We start from the raw sequence: 18,759 nt of genomic DNA, 5'->3' as shown, positions 1-18,759 counted from the left end.
TCACGCGACCGAAGCCAGCACCGCCGGCGCCAGGGCCGGCGGATCGACCATGTTGAGAACCTCGTCGGACACCTCTTCGGTGTACGAGCACACGTTGACAACGCCGTTCACGACCGTGAGGTAGTGACAGGGCTTCTCGGTCCAGCACCCGCTGTTGTAGTACCGGATCGGCCCGGTCTCGTTCGCGACGGGAAGGTGAGTGTGCCCGCAGCACACCACGTCGCACCCCCGCTTGGCGGCGTACTTGACCGCGTCGGCCTCGATCTTTTGGGTGCAGCGTAGGAAGGTCTTGCTGCGCTGTTTGGCGAACTTGGCGAACGTGTGTGACTGGTCGATCTTCTGGAGGAAGTTGTACACCCGGTCCGCCACCCAGGTGATGAACGGGTAGCGGGTAATGAACTCGTCGAACCGGTGCCCGTGCAGGAAGAGGATCTTCCGCCCGCCACTCTCCACGACCGTTTCGTCCGCGCAGCGGACCCCGAGCAAATGAGAAACGACCTCGGCGGTGCCGTCGTGGTTGCCGTTGATCCAAACCACTTCCATCTCGTCAGCGAGCTTCCGTAGCTCGGAGAGAATCTTCCAGTGGTTCTTCTTCAGCCGGCGGAAGTCGATCGAATCGAAGACATCGCCGTTAAGGACAAGGTGCCGGGCTTTAAGATCGCCGCGGCGCACGGTGTGTAAAAAGTGAGCGAGGTACTTGGCCTGACAGTTTTCGCTGCCGAGGTGGATGTCCGAGATCACGATGGCATCGAGCACGGAGAGCTCCCCTCTCGGGCGTCTAATATCACACTATTTCTACACGATGACGGTTCGTTAGCGGTGCAGATCGTATGAAGTCCAAGTTAACTATTATCTTACACCATGATATGCGCCGCATGGCTGCAACGGGCGACATCATGCGGCACATCGATCTTATTGTTTAGATATTTGGCAAGCGTCCAAATCCAGGCCGTACTGGGCGTTAGCGGTGTCGGCTTTTCGGACACGAGGCCGCGATCCGCCGAAAAAACAGACAGTCAGCTTGCCTCTGAAAAAAGCCGGTGTATTATTCCTTTGTCCCGCCGGTTGGTACCTACAGTGAATGGGCGACGCTGTAGTGACCTCCGGCGGGACTTTTTTGTTTCTGCCAAGTTCACGTCTCTTTGTCGAAACCCACCTCTTCAGCAGCACTCAAATCTGATACGATCTACCCCGTTCCTCGCTTCGCGAGACGTTGTAAGATGTCGTCCGGGTTTCGATTACGTGTGTTACCCTTGGCTCCACTTCTGACCGCGTTTCGCGCGGCCCGAGGAGTGGCTCCATTCGCGTCTGCGCCGGCTCGTCTCAACGTCCGGTTTCTCGACAGTGCCACCGACGAAGAATTGGCGACCGCCCTCGACACCTTTATCCGCACGACACAACCGATTCTATTTCGCCCCGAACTTGTGTCGCAGCGGGTGCGATTGATCCGGCACGCGCTGAACCACCTCGTGCGCGCGAGCGATCCGCTCCCGGACCGTTTGGCGCACTGTCTGACACCGGGTGGGGTGTACACCCTCCCGGGACTCGGGCCGGCGTTCTGGTCCGCGATACTCAGTCGCATTGATCCCGATACCGGTCCGGTGTGGTGCCCGGCTACGGAAACCGGGCTCCAAAGGCTGGGAATGCTTCGCGACGGCGGAGCGGATGTCCGCGCGCGATTTGAGGCCGTGAGTCGCGGGTTCGATGCGGTCCGCCGGCACGCCCCGGACTTGCCCCCGTTCGAGGTCGGGCAGTTTCTGGAGCGGGTGTCGCGTACCCGTGGCCGCGAGTTCCCGACCGGTTCCGTCCCCGATGGCGCGTTCGCGTGGGCCGCGACACCCGGCCGTGTGGAGCAGGCCGTGCGGGAGGTGCGCACCCGCGTGCCGCTCGCCCACCGGATGCGGTCCACCCCCGACGAGTGCCTCAACGCGGTCCGCGAGTTCGCAGCCGCAAGCGCCGCCGGCGACTCGCCCGCAGCGTTCGGGGCGTTCCGAACGGCATTTCCGGACGGGCGCTGGGAAACCGCCCTCCCCGCCCTCGACGACGCGTACCTCCCCGCACTGCCCGAAAACGATCGCGCCGCCCTCTGGTGCGAGGTTTCCGCGGTGCTGCGCGACCGCTTCAAAGTTCACCCGCTCGAACTGGCCGACGTGGTGACCGCCGTCGCGGACGCGCGGTGCCCCGAGCCGGGCGGCGACGGGTTCGCGGGGTTCTGCTCGGACACGTTCGCGTTCCTGGGCGAACTGGCCGAAGCCAACGCCAAAGACTGGATGGCCGAGCACCGCGACCGCTACCAGTTCGTGCTGCGCGAGCCGCTGGTGGAGCTGTGCGAGGCCGTCGCGGAGCGGTACATCCACCCGGTCCTGAACCGCGAGCACGGCTGGGACCTGGAGTGCGACGCGCGGAGCGGGCGGGCGGTCACGAGCATCTGCAAGAACGACTTCGGGCGCGGCGGCCCTTACCAGCCGGTGCAGTGGATCACCTTCTACCGGAAGGCCCTGGCGAACAAGCGCGCGGACGCGCAGTTCTTCGTTCGGGTCGCGGACGATGGAGTCCACTACGGGTTCCACCTGGGCCGCTCGGCGCGCGAAGCGGGCAAGCAGTTCCGCCGCAACATCCAGGAACACGCGGACGCAATCTTCCGCGCGCTCCACACGGGCAACGTGTTCGCGGAGTGCCGATTCTGGACGGACGACGACCTGACGACCGAAGTCGCGGTGCGGTCGGCCGCGGACCTACGGGCGTGGGCGGTTCACAAAACGCTGGCGATCGGCAAGCGGCTGCCGTCCGAGTCGCCGCTCTTGCGCCGCGAGGACCTGACGGGCGAAATCCTGCTCACCTTCGACCGGCTGCTGCCGGCGTTCGCCTGCGCGGCCGAGGGCGACCCGCGGGCGCTGCTCTCGCGCCGGGCCGGAGCCCCGGACGGCGCCCCGCCCTACGACCCGGCGTCGTTCCACCGCGAAACGTTCCTGTCGGAAGTCTGGCTCGACCGCGTGCTCGGCCTGCTGCGGTTGAAGCGGCAGCTCGTGCTCCAGGGCGTGCCGGGGACCGGGAAAACGCACGTCGCCCGGTGCCTGGCGCGGCTGCTGGCGGGCGACCGAGCCGACTGCGTGCGGCTGGTCCAGTTCCACCCCTCGTACAGCTACGAAGAGTTCGTGGAGGGCATCCGGGCGCGGCCGGTTGAAGGGAGCGCACGCGGCGAGATCGCGTTCCCCGTGGAGGACGGGCTGCTGTGCCAGTTCGCCGAGCAGGCCCGCGCGCGGCCCAGCGAGCCGCACGTCCTCATCGTGGACGAGTTGAACCGCGGTAACGTCTCACGCATCTTCGGCGAACTGCTGTACCTGCTGGAGTATCGCGACCAGGCGATCACGCTGCCGTACTCCCGGCGCGAGTTCCGCCTGCCGGAGAACGTGTTCGTCCTCGCGACGATGAACCCGCTGGACCGCTCGGCGGTGTCGCTCGACCACGCGCTGCGGCGGCGGTTCTCGTTCGTGGACATGCCCGCGGACGCCGTGGTGCTCGCCTCGTGGCTCGAATCCCGCGCCGACGCCGAACCGACCGACCCGACGTTCAACCCGCGGGTGGTGCTGTTGTTCGAGGAACTGAACCGCCGGCTCGCCCGCGACCTCGGGCCGGACCGGCAGATCGGGCACAGCTTCTTCATGGTGCCCGAGTTGGATCACGATAAACTGGCGGCGGTGTGGACGCACCACGTGCGCCCGGTGCTGCTCGACTACCTCGGCGGGCGCGAGGAGCGGCTCGCCGACTACACGCCGGAACGGCTCGTCGGGGCCGGCGAGAGACGCCGCAAGCCGAAGCCCTCGGTGCCGAACGATGAGCCCTGATTTCAACCGATGACTGATCGACAGACACCGCGGGCGCCATTCACGATCCAGTATTTTGTGCTTGTTTCTTGTGGCACAGACAGTCCTGTTTGCGCGGCGCAAAAAGGCGCCCGCAACCGGACCATGAATCAGGAGCCCGAATGCCACGCAGACGTTAACAGCGAACGGCCCGGCTGACCGATTACGCCGGGCGTGCGAAACGGCGCTGCGGCGCGGGCGTCATCTCGGGAGCCCAACGACCGCGGAGCGCCACACGTGACCGATCCCGAAGATGATCTGCCGTCCCCTCCACACTCGCGCCTGCGTCGGCTCCGCAAACTCGCGCTGTGGCGTGGCGGCGCGGTCGCAATGGTGGCGCTGGTCTTGTTCGTCGGCCGATGGCAGGTGGGCCGTGTGGGGCAGCGCGAACTGGACCGGGTCATGCAGCGACTCGACGCCGAAGAACCGGGTTGGCGCCTGGACGCAGTCCTGGCGGAACGCGCCCGGCACATGCCGCCGCCGGCCGATGGAGATCTCAACGCGCGGGTTCTCGCTCTCGCTGGTGAGGTGCCAGAGCCTTGGAACGAGTGGCAAGAGGAACTAACTCGGACAAGGTGGCAACAGGGGCGTGCGCACAACCACCGGCCCGACAAAGATGGGCTGGCGCACGCCGCGAAAATGGCCGAGCCGACCCGAACGCTGCGTGACCGCGCAGTTGATCTGCGCCGCGCCCAGCGGCCCGGCACGTACCCGCTCACGGTCGGCCCGGACCCGGTTGCCACATTGCTCCCCCACTTGGCCCAAGCGCGGCGGGTGATCACCGTGCTCGAGTACGACGCACGTTGGGAAGCGCTGCACGGGAACCCCAACCGCGGCATCACCGCGGCCCGTGCGGCGCTCGCTGTCGCCCGCTCGTTCGGTGACGAACCGGTACTCCTCTCGCAGATGACGCGCATCTCCTGCGCTCGTGCGGCGGCGGACAGTACGATGCAAACGCTCGCGTGGGGCGAACCGACCGACGAGCTCGCGGAACTGCAAGCCGAGCTACTTACGGAAGCGGATGTGCCTTGGTTCCGGTACGGGATGCGCGGCGAGCGCGCGATGCTCGACCACTTCTTCACCGGAGTTCAGAACGAAACGATCCCGCTGGAGAGCCTGTTCAACTACGCGGGGTTTGGGGCGCCAAAGCCGGCTCACTATGCGGCGTTTCGGGCATACAAAGCGCTACTTCCTGGAGACCGGGCGAAGTGCCTGGAGATTTGCTCTCAGTGCGTTGCGGTGTCGAATTTGCCTCCACACGAACAGTTATCCGCGCTCAAAAAGATACAAATTCCGAGCGGCCCACCGATCGACATTCGGTACACCGTGATGCGTCGGATGATCCCTGCGTTCGAGCGCATCGCCGAGAGGTCACTTCAGACGCGCGCCGATCTGCTTGCAGCGTCGGTATGCCTCGCGTGCGAACGACACCGGATCAAGACAGGCCGCTTCCCGCGCGCGCTTGCCGAATTAGTGCCGGCGTTCTTACCCGCGGTGCCCGTCGGGCCGTTCGATGGCCAGCCGCCGGTGTACCGCACGCACCCGGATCGCGTTGCCGTGACGTACTTCTGGCCGAATTCACCGCCCAGTTCGCCCTCCAAAGAACTTGACGAGAGCGGGACAGGGCAAGGTGCCGGCTATCAGCTTTGGAACCCGGACCAGCGACGCGCACCAGCCGAGGAGATGAACGACCCGTGACGCGCACGATCGCCCTGACCGAACGGCGACCACGCGCGGTCAAGCTCCCGCGCGCCGAGGTCGATTTCCTGCTCGGCCCCGCGCGGCACTTGATCGACATCAGTCCCACCTTCGAGCGCGGTACGTACACGCTCACCCCCCGCGGCTACGTCGGGTTCTTCACCGGTCCGGCCGCGCGCTATCTCATCGGGCCGAAAATCCCGTGGCCGAACCTCCAGTTCCTTCTCGGTTCCGGCGTTCACCCAACCGGAGGCACCACACGCATCCCCGAAGGTGGGCTGCTCGGCACACTGGCTACGGCCTTTGCGGATCAACTCGAAGCGGTCGCGCGCGCCGGGTTGGTCGCAGGGTATGGCGAGGTCGAGTCGGTGTCGCCGTTCCTGCGCGGCAAGCTCCGGACGGCCGCGCAAATGCGCGACGCCGCGAGCCAGGCGTTTCCCGGGCACTTCCACATCGACGAACCGTCGTTCGACCTGAACACCCCGTGGAACCGTATCGCCCGGTCTGCTGCAACGACCCTCGGCACACATCCCGATGTGCCCCGCGCGACGCGCGAACGCATCGAAACAGCGGCCCGCCCGCTCGCCGAGGTACCGAACGTCCACGGCACCGACGCCGACTTCAGCGCGGCCCGGACAGAGCCCCGCGCGGTCGGCTACCACGCGCTGCTTGACCTCTGCGCTATCATTCAACAGGGCTTCTCAGTTGCCGACCCGCTCCGAACCGGTTCGGACGCGTTCCTGCTCGATCTGGGCCAAGCGTTCGAGCGGTACCTTTTTCGCTCGCTGCGGCGCGAGCTGGCGGATCGCCCTGGGTGGTCTGTTGACGCACACCCCGCGTTCGCACTCGGACCGGTGACCCTGCGCCCCGACGTGCTGGTCCGTAAGCGTGCCGTCGCGCGCGGCGTACTCGACGCCAAATGGAAGACGACGGCTCTCGACCCGGCCGACCTTCACCAAGTGCTGGCTTACGCCGGGCTGACCGGTGCGCCGCGGGTGGGTCTGGTGTACCCGGGGCGCACCGACGGCCGCGCGACGTTCGCCACGCCGAACGGGCTCGTCCGGGTGACCCGCTACCGCCTCCGGGTCGTCGGCACCGACAGTGAACTTACCGAATCGACCGCCCGACTCGCCAGGCACGTGTGTCGGCCCTAAAGAGCGTCCGATTTTTGCGCTCGTACCGGCTGGTCCGTCACCCGGTGAAGTCTGTGTGAAACCGGCGACGAACCGGGCTTGTCGGCACTTGCACGGCGTCAAAACGTGCGGTTATGATGTCCCTGGGGACGAACCTGTTCGCCCGCTCGCGCCTCTCCTCTTGACGAGTGGCCCCCGCGGTCGTTGCCCTTCGCCGACGCCGGGCCGCACCTAACTGAGAAAGGCCGGACCGCTATGAATGTCGGCTCGTACTCGGCCCTTGACTCGAGCGTGTTGGTGCTGAACAAGACGTTCATGGCCGTACACGTCATCTCCGTCCGTCGAGCGTTCTGCCTGTTGTGCAAGAACTTGGCCGAAGTGGTCAGCATGGAGGAGGGGCAGTTCGCGACATACAGTTTCGAGTCGTGGTCGGAGCTTAGCGCGTTCCGGGCCGCCAACTTCCGCCAGGAGGACGACGACTGGGTCCGCACCGCGAGTTCGGAGCTGCTGTCGCCGCGGGTCGTCCGGTTGCTCGGCTACGACAAGATGCCCAAGCAGACGGTGAAGTTCAACAGGCGGAATATCTTCGCCCGCGACCACAACCAGTGCCAGTACTGCGGGAAGAAGTTCCCGACCACGGAACTGTCGCTGGACCACGTGACCCCGCGCTCGCAAGGTGGAGGGACCACCTGGGACAATATCGTCTGCGCCTGCGTGGACTGCAACGTTCGCAAGGGCGGACGGACCCCGCGTCAGGCCAACATGACGCTGATCCGCAAGCCGGAGAAGCCGAAGCGCAGCCCGCTGTTGAACCTCAAGCTGACTCAGAAGAAGTACCAGTCGTGGCAGTCGTTCATCGACAACGCCTACTGGAACGTTGAACTGAAGTGACACTGGTGGATGTCCTCCAGCGGTCCGGCCCCAGGTCGTAACGTCGAAGACCTTCTCAGGATGGTCTTCGACGTTACGACCTGGGGCCGGACCGCTGGAGGACATCCGACCGCGTTAGATCCGGTCGAGCGAGTCGAGCCAGTTCAGGAAATCGGTGAACGTGCGCTGGTCGTAGTACTCCTTGCCCGACTCCTTCATCTCGCGAAAGATCACTGGGAACCGCTTCTGCTCGGCCAGCAATTTTTGGCTGGCCTGGATGTCCTTCAGCAGCGGGTCCTTGTCACCAGCGGTTATAAAGAACGACAGCGGCTGGTTGGGGATGTTGTCTTTGGGCGGGTTGCCGAGCGCGGCGCCGACCGGGGCGACACCGCGGAACAGGTCGCGCGCGTTGAACCCGACGTAGAACGCCATCTCACCGCCGTTCCCCAACCCGTGGGCCACCACGCGGGTTTTGTCAATCGTGTACTCCCCCATCACGGCCTTCACATCGTTCACGACGAGTTCCGTCTCGCCCGGGCGCCAGCCGGCCTCGGCGCCGGCCTTCGGCCCCATCACGATGAAGTGATTGTCCTCGGCAAAGTTGCGGAACGTCGTGGACATCTTCTCACCATCCTTCCCTCCCTGCCCGGCGGGGTGGAACCACACGACCAACCCGTGCGACACGTTTGCGTCGTAATTGTCCGGCACGTATAGCCAGTATTCGCGCCCGAGAGCCTGGTCGTTGCGGGTCAGGAAGCCGGTTTCGACCTTCGGCTTGTCCTTCTTCGGGTCGTCCTTCTTCTCGTCTTGTGTCTCCGCGCGCACGTCCGAGAACGGTGCCTTGCCGAACGGGTCCTTTTTGGGGAACGGATCCTTCGGGTTCTCCTTCGGTTTCGGCTGCCCTTCGAGGGCTTTCCCCGCGCTGGAGGGCAGCGGCAATTTCTCAGGCACCTCGTTCGGAGCCGGGGTGAGCGTGGTGGTGAGCGTTTCGACCTTCCCGCCTTCCTTACGCTTCACCTCGACCTTCACCTCGGTGCCGGGCGTGAGGCGCTGCGCCACCTGCATGAGAGCTTGGCGGTTCTGGACCGGTACCGGTGTGCCGGGGCCGAACTTCATGATCCGGTCGCCGGCCTTAATGCCCGCGGTGTCGGCGGGGCTCTTGGGGTACACGAAGCGGACCTCAACCCCCGGTCCCGGATCGTCGCGCATCGGCAGCACGCCGAAGTACGCGCTCACGAACGCGGCACTCGTACCGAGCAACTTAACGCCTTTAAATTCAACGTCCTTACCGCCACGTGAGACCTTCAGCGAGATCACGTCGTCTTCGTAGAGCGGCCCCATCACGTGCTGGAGGGTGGAATACGTCGGCACCTTCGTCCCGTTGATTTCGGTGATGGTGTCGCCCACCTTGATCCCGGCGCGGGCGGCGGCCGAATCGGGCTGAACGGACCCGACGACCGGCGGGATGTACATCCCGGTGCCCTGTTGCGTGATTCCGAGCAGCCCGCGGCGCAGAACGACCGGTTTCTCACCGGTACCTTGTTGCAGTTTGGGCAGGACCTTGAGAACGTCTTCCAGCGGCACGGCGAAACCAATGCCGCCGTCGTACACGTCCACGCCGGCGGTCTCGCCTTCGGCCCGGCTCGACGCGGGAACGACGACGCCGTAAACCCGCCCGTCCACGCTCACGAGCGGCCCGCCGTAGTTGACCGGTGAGGCTTTGGCGTCGGTCTGAATCGCCTTGCCCCAAATTCGGTTCGTCGCGCTGACGATGCCGACGCTCATCGCGGGCAAGCTCTCCACGTTCGTGTCGAGCGCACGACCGAGCGCCAGCGCCCACTGGCCGATCTCCACGTCCGCCTTCGGCAGCGGTTGAGCCGGCGTCAGTCCCGTGGGGGCTTTGGTTTTGTCCGCGGGCGCCAGGAGTGTGAGCATTCGGGTCTCGTCCCGCCCGATCACGTGGTACACGAACCGACGGTCCTTGCCCGGGATCGCGACCTCACAGGCGGTGATCTGCTTCGCGTCCGCAAGGTTGTTGCCCACGAAGTTGAAGCTGCTGGTGATGACGTGCCCCTGCGGGGACACGATCAGCCCAGTGGTCGGGCCGGTGCCCTTGCGCATGCCCGGCGCCGGGCGGGCGCCGGGCGGCCCGTTCTTCGGTTGCTCCTTGAAGAAGTCGGTGCCCCCGGACATGGTGACCTGCACGACGGCCGGCGCAACCTTCGCCACGGCCGCCTTCATGGCCTTCTCGGTCGCCTCGTTTACATCAGCGGCGGGTTGCGCGACGGCCGCCGTTGCGGCCACGGCGAGTACCGCCAGCGCCACCCACAGGCGCGCGCGGTCAAGGGCCAGGTGCGTCATCGGTATCTTTCCCGTGTGGCTTCCAGTTGCGGTTCGCGCCGGCCGGTTCACTTCTTGTTAGCAGGCGGGGGCGCCGGGGTGGTCGGGGCCTTCGGCTTGGCCGGGTGCTGCCCGAGCGTCATTTCGATCGTCTGGAGCGCCTCTCCGCGGCGCACCTCGAGCCGCACGACGGTACCGGCGCGGGTGTTCTTGCGCATGAAGTCGCCGAACGCCTTGATGCTGACCACTGGTTCGCCGTCAATGAAGCTGACGAGGTCGTCGGGCCGCAACCCGGCCTTGTCCGCCGGCGACCCGGGCACCACGTCCTCGACGAACGCCGGCGTGCGCTCGAGCACGTTGGGCACGAACACGATGCCGTGATACCCGCCCTGCCCCGCGGCGATGTCCGGCCGCTTGCGCGTCTTGTACTCGCCTTTCATCGCGGCCCGGACGAAGTCCGGGATCGTGACCGCGACCGTCTTCTCTTCCTCAACGTCCTTGCCGTCCTTGTCCTTGACCGTGACCCGGTCCCGGAACTCGACCTTCCCGGTGATCGGGATGGCGTAGTTCATCCAGGTCTCGGTGAGCGTGTTCTTGATCTCCCGGCCGATGATGCCGATCAGTTCGCCCTTGCGGGTGAGCAGCGCGCCGCCGGCGGCGCCGGGGTTGTTGGTGATCGCGTCCACAACGTACACCTCGCCGGTGTACGGGAACTCGAAGATGCCGCGGCGGCCGGCCATTTTCGTGTACGCCGAGATCACGCCGCGCTGCGCGCTGAGCGACTCCTCGCGGAGCGCGATCTCGAACGTGTTGCTCAGCGCCAGCACCCAGTCACCCGGGGCCGCCGGGCCGCGCTTCACCGCCTCCTCGAAGTTGAAGTACTCCTTCTCGCCGAGGTTCAGCCCGTTGGGCTCGTCGATCTTCTTGCCCTCGACCTTGATCTTGATGAGCGCGGCGTCGAGCAGCGGTTCGGTCGCGACCACCTGCGCTCGGAGCCGCTGCCCGTCGTGCATGTGGACCACCAGGTCCGACGTGTCGAGCAGTTGGCTCGCGACGGTGAGGATGTGGCCCTCGCTGCTGATGACGATCCCGGTGCCGTAGTTGTTGAGCCGCTGGAACCCGCCGGCCCCGAAGATCTTCACGAGCTTCCGGTTGGCCTTGTCCACGGTCTCGGCGAACGGATCGGCCGCCCGACCGGCCGCCGGCGCCGCGAAAACCGTCACAACGGCAAGCAGTGCTGAGTATCGCGTGAGCATGGGTGATCGTCGTGCTTGTGGCGAGCAGGGCCGGAGTGCGTTCGTACCAACCAATCACGGCATGAAGGCGACACCCGCACGAGGCGCGGCCCCGTGCGAGCCCGTCGCCCGCTACCGCCTACTTGAGTGTCCACTTCGCGGTCTCGAGTACCGCATACCGCTTGTCGCTGGAGCGGACCTCAATGCGGGTCGGGAGCTTCCGCCCGTCGAAGTCTTTGTAACTCGAGAAGTACAGTTCGCACGGGTCGGCTTCGAGCCCGTCCTTCGAGTCCTTCGCAACGTAGCACTCCAAGCCCAAGAGCGTGTGGTCCTTGAGGGAGAAGTACCACTTGCCGTCAACCGATCCGTGCTTGGTCAGGAGCACCGCGCAGTCGACCCGCAGCGCCGCGAGCGACTTCGGAACGCTCCCGTCCACCGGGTACGGGTAGAACGGCTCGTTACCCCCGTGCGCGAACAGCCCCTCGAACCCCTTCTCGCCGAGCGCCAGGAACCGGTGGTAGTGGTACAGCGCCATCATCAGCCCGCCGCTCCCGAGCGGCATCTTCTGCTGCGTGAGGTCGCTTTGCTTCAGCGGCTCCAGGGTGGTCTCGATGTTCAGCTTGAGAGCGATTTTCGCCCCGTCCTTCGCCTCGACCACCTCGGCCCGCATCGGCCCTTCTCGGTCGGGCATTTTGAACGCGCCCTCGATCAGCAGCGAGTTCGGCACCGCCGAGAAATCGCCCGCCTGCTTTTTGAAGGCCGCCAGCACCTTATCGCGTTCGAGGGCGTTGAAGTACCAGTTGGAGTAGCCCGGCTTCGCCACGTACATGCCGGCGGTGGTCGCGTCTCCGCCCTTGGGCGCGGGGGCCGCGGGCCGCGGGGCCGGTTGCGGCGGCATCGGCGGCCCGCCCGCCCCCGGCGGCTGCTCCCGCTCCTTCTCCTGGTTGCCCATCAGCCGCACCAGGTACTCCTGGGTCGTGTTGTTGCGTCGGACCGTGAGCGGGACGCGCCACTCCTTGGGGTAGATGCCCAGGGCGTTTTTGTACGCGTTCACGCTGGTCATCGGGCGGCCGAACCCGAAGTCCAGCAACTGATCGCCGTTCTCGATCCCGCGCCGCGCCGCGTCGCTCTCCTCCAGGATCTGCTTGACCACCATCGCCGGGAGCTGCCCTTCGTCGCTCCCGGAGCCGACCGAGGCGCCGAGGGTGGCGTGGTCGGAGTCGATCCCCGCCCGCAGGTGCCCCATAAAGTTCTTGATCTGGTTGATCGAGATCGCGTAGCCGACCCCGGAGTTCACGCGGCCGCGCTTCTCGAACGACCCGCGGCCGTTGATACCGATCAGTTCGCCGTTCATGTTGAACAGCGGGCCGCCCGAGTTGCCCGGGTTGATCGATGTCTCGATTTGGATGCAGTCCGTGTACTCCAGAAGCCCCTTCCCTTCGGGCGGCTGGTAGCGGTTCACACCACTCACGATGCCGTAGGTCACCGTGGGGGTGAAATCCATCGCCAGCGAGAACGGGTTGCCCATCGCCAGCGACCAGTCGCCGGCCTTCACCTTGTCGCTGTCGGCGAGTTGGACGAAGGGGAACGGCTTGCCCTTCTCTTTCGGCACGAGCTTGATGAGCGCCACGTCCCCGACTTTGTCGATGCCGCACACGACGGCCTGATAGAGCACACCGTCTGCGAGCCCAGCGGTGGGGAACGGCCCGGTCGGCTGGACGACGTGGAAGTTGGTAAGCGCGTACCCCTCGGGGTCGATCAGCACCCCGGACCCGCACCCGCCGCCGTCGGGCATGCACACCGCCACGACCGCCGGGTGAACCTTCTTGATGGCCGCGATGCGCTGCTTCTGCGCGTCGAGGACGGACCGGTCCACCTCGACCGGCGCGGCGGGCGCGACCGACACGGACACAACCGCCCCCGCGAGGGCGGTCAGGAGCGCGGAGAGCAATCGGGTCATGTGGTGCGGCCCCGGAAAAACCATCAGGGGCGCGAGCCCCTGCCTGCCAGACGGTTGCCCCGCGTGGGGCTCAAAGCGTAACCGGCCGGCGCGGCGCCCGCCGCCCGACCGCGTCGCGGTTACTTCTGAACACGGGCGTCCGCGAGCGTGACGTAGTTCCCGTTCAGCGGCGTGTCGGTCTCGACAATGACCCGCAACTGTTTGACGCCCTTCACGGCCAAAACCAACCCCTTCGGCTTATCTTTTCGCTTCAGCAGTTCGGAAAAGAGCACCTGCCCGTCGCCCTCGATCGTGACCCGCGCGGCGGCGGAGGCGTCCGCCCCGTTCTCGTCGATGCCGGCCGTCGCCTTGAACTGCGAGTAGTCGCCGTTGAGGTTGAACGTGGCAACCGTGTCCGGCGCCAGCACGACACCCTTCGGGAAGGTCTGGTTGTCGAGCTTGATCGCCTCGTTGGCGAAGGAGCGATCTTTAAGGTACGCCGCGGGCTGGTTGAGGCGCTTGCCCTTTTCTTCCGGCGCGAGTTCGGGCACCTCGAGCTGCGGGTCGAGGTCCGACAAATACGCAACGTTCCCGAGCGCGTAGTCGAACCGCACCAGCGCGGCCGTCGAGGGGTACGTCACCTTCACGCCTGCCACGGTGGTCACCGTGACGCCGTCCGGCGTGAGGGCGATGTTGGCCGCGGTGAGCGAGTGACCGAACACGTCGGTCACTTTGCACAGTGTCGCGGGTATCGAGGCGGGCTGCGGCTGGTGGAACACGAGCCCCGCCGACCGGGTGAGCAAAAGGTCTTCCTTACCCCCGGCCTCCTTCTCGAAGTTCACGACCGGGCGCCCCTTCTCGTCCGCACCGCCGCCGAGCACTGTGCCCTGGATGAACGTGAACCCGGTCTCCTGGGCGATCACGTAAAGGTCCCGTTTGCCCCGGGTGCCCAGCATCTTCTTCCAGTTGTCCCGCACCTTCTGGTCGTCGGCCCGCTTCATCGCCGAGAACACGGCCGAAACCGGGATATCCAATTTCGGCAACCCGACACCCGCCGGGGCCGGGAACTGATCGACCGCGAACGCCTTGTCTTTGAGCGCGAACTTGGCGACGCGGAACGTCGAACCGTCGGTCAGTTCGATTTCCGAGAAGGTGCTGGCGTCTTTCGGGAGCAGCCCCACTTTGTTCCCGAGGTCGATGACGACGACATCGCGAACGGGGATCACCGCCTTACTGTCGCCGACCGCGAAGGTGATGTTGTCGGCCTCGACCGCGACGAGCTTACCGCTAAGCTTCTTTCCGCCCGCGGTGGTGAGGTCGTCCGCACCGGCTGGCGTGCCCGCTGTTGCAAGACCCACGAGGCCCAGCAGCAGCGCGGGGATACGGGTCGGGGTGCGCATCAAAGGTGCTCCTCGCGGGTGCGGACTTGAACGGAAAGGGGCGGTGGGCGCCAGAAGCACCCACCGCCCTCGTATCGGGTATCAAACTGGCGCGGGGATCATACCGGATCGCATGGATTTGAGCCCTCCTGGCGCCGGCCCGGTGGGGCCGGCGCGGGAAGTCGGTCTTACTTCTTGTAGCCGTGGACCTTGTCCAGCGACTCGAAGTAGTTCTTGATCATCGGTTCGAACTTGGCGGGGAGGTCGCGGGTGATCTCCTGCACCACTTTCGCGCGCTTCTCGGCCGGCAGGCTGCCCCACTGCTCGGCGATCTTGCGCAGCTCCTGCTCGTTCACCTTGCCCTGGCCGCTGCCGCCCATGATCGTGCTGTCCGGGGCCGGCTGGTTGGGGTTCAGGTTGTTGCCGTTGCCGGGCTTGCTGCCCGGCTTGTCGCCGCCGCCCGGGCAGTTGCCGCCCTTGCACTGGCCGTCGCCCTTGGCCTTGGCTTCGAGTTCCTTGATGACCTCGTCCAGGCGGAACACGATCTTCTTTTGGATGTCCTGGGTCTTCTCGCCGCCGCGGGCCAGGTCGAGCCGGCGGCCGCTGTTGTCCATCAGCCGCTCGATGTTCGACAGGTCCTTCGGGTCGCTGGCCCAGTTCTGCATGTCGAAGAACATGAGCGTGGCGAGGATCTTGTAGCGGTCCGGGGCGTCGGCCACTTCGTCGAGCAACTTGACGATGGCGGAGGTCGCCTGCTCCTTGTCACCGGTCTTCATCGCGGTCGCGTGGTGCGCGACGGCCTTGAAGAAGTAGAAGCTGGCCGGATCGACCGCGACCTCCGGGTTCACGGTCTTCAGCGCGTCGATGGCCTCTTCGTACACCTTCTTGCCCGCGGCCGCTTTCGCGAACGCCAGCGAGACGTTGGCGCGGAAGAAGGGGTCCTGCTTTTCGTCCTTCAGAATCGCGGGGACCGCGGCCGGGGCCGGGGCGTCGCTCTTGCGGGCGTCGGCGAGGAGCTGTTGCACCTCGGCGTTGCCCAGCGCGAGGGAGTCGGCGGTGCGGTCGAGAACGGTACGCTTGTCGTTCTCCCAAACGGCGTTGAACGCCTTCTCGTCGAACTTGCCGGCCGCCTTGAGCCACGCCTCGGCCCGCGCCTTCGCGGCCTCGGCAGGGGTGGCCTTCAACGTGCTGAACCCGAACGTCGGCTTCGCGCTCGGCTCGGCGGCGAACGCAGGGGTCACGGTTCCGGCCAAACCCGCGGAGACCGCGGCGGCGGCGAACAGCTTGCGGATCTTCACTTCCAGGCTCCTTGAAGGCGGTAATTGGACCGGAGAACCTGCGTTCGGTGGCGGTCGCGTGCGGCTTCCTCAAAGATCGAAGCAATCCGGGTGCCGGCGCGACCGATGCACCTGCAACATACCTTTTAACTCGGCCGGACACAACAACTTTCGCGCCCGGCCCGACCGTCCTCATCGCGGGCTCACGACTTTACTGGTTGGCCTCGGTCGCGATCTTGTGGAGCATGTCCTGGAGCACCTTTTGCCGGGCGGCGAGCTGTTGCAGCTCCGTCTGGATCAACGGGTCCTTGGCTTGCTCGCCGGGGTCCGCCTTGCTGTGCATGACGGTCCGCTTGTTCACCTGCTCCTGAAGCGACTTGATCAGCTTCAGTTCCGCGAGGAGTTCGAGCAGCTTGTTGTTCGGCTTGTTCGCGTTCGGGTCGTTGGGTTTCGGCTCGCTCGGCTTGTTCTCCAGATCCTGCTTGGCCTTCTTCAGCGCCTCCTGCATGAGCTTGAGCTGGTCGATCACGTCCTGTTCGATCTGCTGCGTGTCCTCGCCGACGCGGGTCTCGTTGAGGCGCCGCTGGATCGCCTCCATGTCACCCCGAACTTCTTTCAGCACGCCGGCGAACACGACCGCGCTCCCCTCCCCTTCCATCAGTTTCAGGGTGGAATCGGCGATGACGATGATCTTGTTCTCGTTCTCGGCTTCCGTCTGGCTCTTCTGAATCTCGGCCACGGCCGCCTTGCCGCCGAGCGCCTTTACGGTGCCGTGAATGTTCTTGGTGGCCTCGCGCACCTCGGTCTGGAGCTTGATCATCGCGGAGACGCGCTGTTCCAGGTTCGACAGCAGCTTGGCCAGCTCCTTTTCGCGGAGCTGTTTGAGGCGGGCCTCCAGTTCTTTGATGGCGGCTTCCAGCTTCTTGATGGCGTCGTCCTGGTTCTTGGTCGCGTCCTTGTTCTCGTTCTTCTTGATGTTGTTTTCGGCTTCCTGCTGGCTCGGAACGGCCTGCTCCACGCTCTCCGCGGCCGGGTCCTTCTTGCCGCCCTGCGGCGGGGACGGGCTGCCGCCCGGTTGGGGCTGACCGCCGCCCTTTGAACCGCCCGGGCTGGGCTGCCCCATGCCGCCCATCGGCGGGCTCATCCCCTCGCCGCCCATCGGCTTGCTATCGCCGCCCTGCTGCCCCGCCGACGGCTTGCTCTCGCCCTTGCCGGCGCCCTGCGGCTTGCCCTCGCCGCCCATCGGCTTGGGTTCGCCACCGGCCATCGGGTTCATCGGATTGGCGGCGCCCATCGGCTTGGGCTCGCCCCCCTTCGGCTCGCCGCCCATCCCGTCCTTCGGGGCCGACTTCTCACCGCCCGACATGCCGTCCATCGGCATCCCGCCCATCGGTTTGCCTTCGGCAGCGCCCTTCGGCTCCGTCGGCATCCCGCCCATCGGCTCGCCCTTGTTCTCCGACTTGTTTTCCTGGGTGTCGGGCTTGTTCTCGGCCGTGTTTTCGCCGGGCTTGGGCTCGGACTTGCTCTCCGACTTCGGGTCTTCCTTCGCGCCGGCGTTCGGTGCGCCGGGCTTGGCGTTGGGGTCCAGCGCCTTGGCCACGGCGGCGGTGTCCTTCTTCAGGTCGCTCTGGTCCTTGGCCAGCCGGTCCGCGTCGCTCTTCGGGTTGAACGTCCGGCCCAGGATGTTCTGCTGCCGGCGCTTCAACTCGTTGATGGCCTTGATGGCGGCTTCCAGCTTCTTGATTTTCTCGCGAGTCTGGGCCGCGTCGTCCTCGGTTTCGAGGAGTTGGAGGATCTCGGTGAGGACATCAATGAGTTTCTTGTCTTTCCCGAGCAGCGTTTCGAAATCGCTCCCGCCGAGGTTCTTGTTGTTCAGCCCTTCGATCAGTTCCTTGAACAGCTTCTCGACGCCCTTCTCCTCCGCGATCTTCAGCGCCGCGCGAAGCGTCTTGGCGCGGTCCCGGTCCTCGACGCTGTCGCTCTTCTCCCACTTCTGGGCGAGACGCAACATCTGTTCAGAAAAGTTCTTGTAGAACTTCAGGTTCTCTTCCTGGGTCCGCTTGGTGCCGGCCCCGGTGGGACTCGTGGGCTGGGCGGTGAGCGCGGACGTGAGAGCGAACAGGCCGACCATCGCCGCCAGCGACAGCGACAGGTACGGCAACCGGCGGATCATGGGTCGGCCTCCCTCGTGGGGTGCGGTGCTCGCAAGCGCCGCGGGCGTCAATTCGTCTGCCATTCTGACGACCCGCCAGAGGGCCGCCAACACGCAACAGGGAAAAATCCGAGAGCGATCAGTCCAATGTTACACTTTGTTACGCGCCCAACAAATTCCTGCTCGCAACTTCAACACCGACAGCCTCCAACACTCGCAACCTCGCTCGCAAAGCGGGCAGAAACCGGGACGCCCCGAAGTTCCGGTTAATCGCCCGGCGCCTCCCACCGGCAGAACTTGGCGACCATAGATTTGGGCGCCATTCGGCAGTGGCAATTTGCCGCCATGCGGCCGCGGTTTCGCGCGATTGTCCCACGGTTCCCATGTCTCTTGAGCCATCTCTGCCCGCGAGGTCGGTCCGGATCTATGGGTCATGCGGGCGATTCGCTGGCAGCGGATGGGGAGCGAACCGTCAGCGGATGGGTAGCGAACGGTCAGTCGTACCCCCCACTTCTGTGCCGTCAGCGTACCCACCAGCAGTGCCTTACCCCATCACACCCGGTATCTCAGAAGGCCGCATAGCCCCCGACACGACTCAGTTTTGAAGCACACCGCCGAACCGAGCGCCCGAAAGTGACGCCCGGAGCGGCGGTAACTCGCGGCCGAACTCGTTCGGAGAATCACGTGCCGGCGGCGTTGAAGCGGTGGCGGCGTTTTCACCCCATTACACCCCTTCGTGCGACCGCCCCCTCGCACGGCACTCCCGATGCGAGCCCACAGCTAACCTCTCGGCCCCTATGGTACTGATGGCAGGAACACCGGCCGGCACGCGCCCGTGCCGTTTCAGAACCAGGAACCCCAACGGTACGGCTG

General features: G+C 65.7%; 11 protein-coding genes. 4 read left to right on the top strand and 7 right to left on the bottom strand.

What is annotated here, in order from left to right:
- Entirely contained in the window at positions 1 to 756 is a 756-nt protein-coding gene (locus GobsT_RS15975) for a UDP-2,3-diacylglucosamine diphosphatase (protein ID WP_010036522.1), read from the bottom strand.
- Positions 757 to 1,643: 887 nt separating this feature from the next.
- Between GobsT_RS15975 and GobsT_RS15970 the strand changes: the two genes are divergently transcribed.
- From GobsT_RS15970 to GobsT_RS15955, 4 genes are all read left to right on the top strand, one after another.
- Entirely contained in the window at positions 1,644 to 3,845 is a 2,202-nt protein-coding gene (locus GobsT_RS15970) for an McrB family protein (protein WP_029600736.1), read from the top strand.
- 255 nt (positions 3,846 to 4,100) lie between these two features.
- Entirely contained in the window at positions 4,101 to 5,561 is a 1,461-nt protein-coding gene (locus GobsT_RS15965; protein ID WP_148087759.1) for a hypothetical protein, read from the top strand.
- The gene (locus GobsT_RS15960; RefSeq protein WP_010036518.1) at positions 5,558 to 6,715 is read left to right on the top strand and encodes an McrC family protein; all 1,158 of its coding nucleotides are present in this window, start codon (positions 5,558 to 5,560) and stop codon (positions 6,713 to 6,715) included. Before GobsT_RS15965 ends, GobsT_RS15960 begins: the two co-directional genes overlap by 4 nt.
- A 234-nt stretch (positions 6,716 to 6,949) precedes the next feature.
- The gene (locus GobsT_RS15955; protein ID WP_010036516.1) at positions 6,950 to 7,585 is read left to right on the top strand and encodes an HNH endonuclease; all 636 of its coding nucleotides are present in this window, start codon (positions 6,950 to 6,952) and stop codon (positions 7,583 to 7,585) included.
- 114 nt (positions 7,586 to 7,699) lie between these two features.
- Here the strand turns inward: GobsT_RS15955 and GobsT_RS15950 are convergent, their stop codons facing one another.
- The 6 genes from GobsT_RS15950 to GobsT_RS15925 form a co-directional block, all read right to left on the bottom strand.
- The gene (locus tag GobsT_RS15950; RefSeq protein ID WP_109571067.1) at positions 7,700 to 9,925 is read right to left on the bottom strand and encodes a PDZ domain-containing protein; all 2,226 of its coding nucleotides are present in this window, start codon (positions 9,923 to 9,925) and stop codon (positions 7,700 to 7,702) included.
- Positions 9,926 to 9,972: 47 nt separating this feature from the next.
- The gene (locus GobsT_RS15945) at positions 9,973 to 11,160 is read right to left on the bottom strand and encodes a S1C family serine protease (protein WP_010045444.1); all 1,188 of its coding nucleotides are present in this window, start codon (positions 11,158 to 11,160) and stop codon (positions 9,973 to 9,975) included.
- 118 nt (positions 11,161 to 11,278) lie between these two features.
- A complete protein-coding gene (locus tag GobsT_RS38785; protein ID WP_010045442.1) occupies positions 11,279 to 13,099 on the bottom strand; it encodes a S1C family serine protease in 1,821 nt (606 codons plus the stop codon).
- Between the two features lie 119 nt (positions 13,100 to 13,218).
- Positions 13,219 to 14,478 carry an NPCBM/NEW2 domain-containing protein gene (locus GobsT_RS15935; protein WP_010045439.1) on the bottom strand — a complete coding sequence of 420 codons (1,260 nt, stop codon included), beginning with the start codon at positions 14,476 to 14,478 and terminating at the stop codon, positions 13,219 to 13,221.
- Between the two features lie 167 nt (positions 14,479 to 14,645).
- Complete coding sequence (locus tag GobsT_RS15930) at positions 14,646 to 15,755, bottom strand: hypothetical protein (protein ID WP_010045436.1); 1,110 nt, start codon at positions 15,753 to 15,755, stop codon at positions 14,646 to 14,648.
- A 190-nt stretch (positions 15,756 to 15,945) separates the two neighbouring features.
- On the bottom strand, positions 15,946 to 17,907 hold the full coding sequence (locus GobsT_RS15925; protein ID WP_010045434.1) for a hypothetical protein: 1,962 nt from the start codon (positions 17,905 to 17,907) through the stop codon (positions 15,946 to 15,948).
- Between the last annotated feature and the right edge of the window lie 852 nt (positions 17,908 to 18,759).

It is taken from the genome of Gemmata obscuriglobus (genome assembly GCF_008065095.1).
Taxonomy (GTDB): domain Bacteria; phylum Planctomycetota; class Planctomycetia; order Gemmatales; family Gemmataceae; genus Gemmata; species Gemmata obscuriglobus.
The sequence above is the reverse complement of the archived record's forward strand: the minus strand, read 5'-3'. Positions and strand labels throughout refer to the sequence as shown.

Excerpts from the sequence above, each read along its gene's own strand:
- GobsT_RS15955 (WP_010036516.1), top strand. The coding sequence starts at position 6,950 with ATGAATGTCGGCTCGTACTCGGCCCTTGACTCGAGCGTGTTGGTGCTG.
- GobsT_RS38785 (WP_010045442.1), bottom strand. The coding sequence starts at position 13,099 with ATGACCCGATTGCTCTCCGCGCTCCTGACCGCCCTCGCGGGGGCGGTT.
- GobsT_RS15970 (WP_029600736.1), top strand. The coding sequence starts at position 1,644 with ATGCTTCGCGACGGCGGAGCGGATGTCCGCGCGCGATTTGAGGCCGTG.
- GobsT_RS15950 (WP_109571067.1), bottom strand. The coding sequence starts at position 9,925 with ATGACGCACCTGGCCCTTGACCGCGCGCGCCTGTGGGTGGCGCTGGCG.
- GobsT_RS15925 (WP_010045434.1), bottom strand. The coding sequence starts at position 17,907 with ATGATCCGCCGGTTGCCGTACCTGTCGCTGTCGCTGGCGGCGATGGTC.
- GobsT_RS15935 (WP_010045439.1), bottom strand. The coding sequence starts at position 14,478 with ATGCGCACCCCGACCCGTATCCCCGCGCTGCTGCTGGGCCTCGTGGGT.
- GobsT_RS15945 (WP_010045444.1), bottom strand. The coding sequence starts at position 11,160 with ATGCTCACGCGATACTCAGCACTGCTTGCCGTTGTGACGGTTTTCGCG.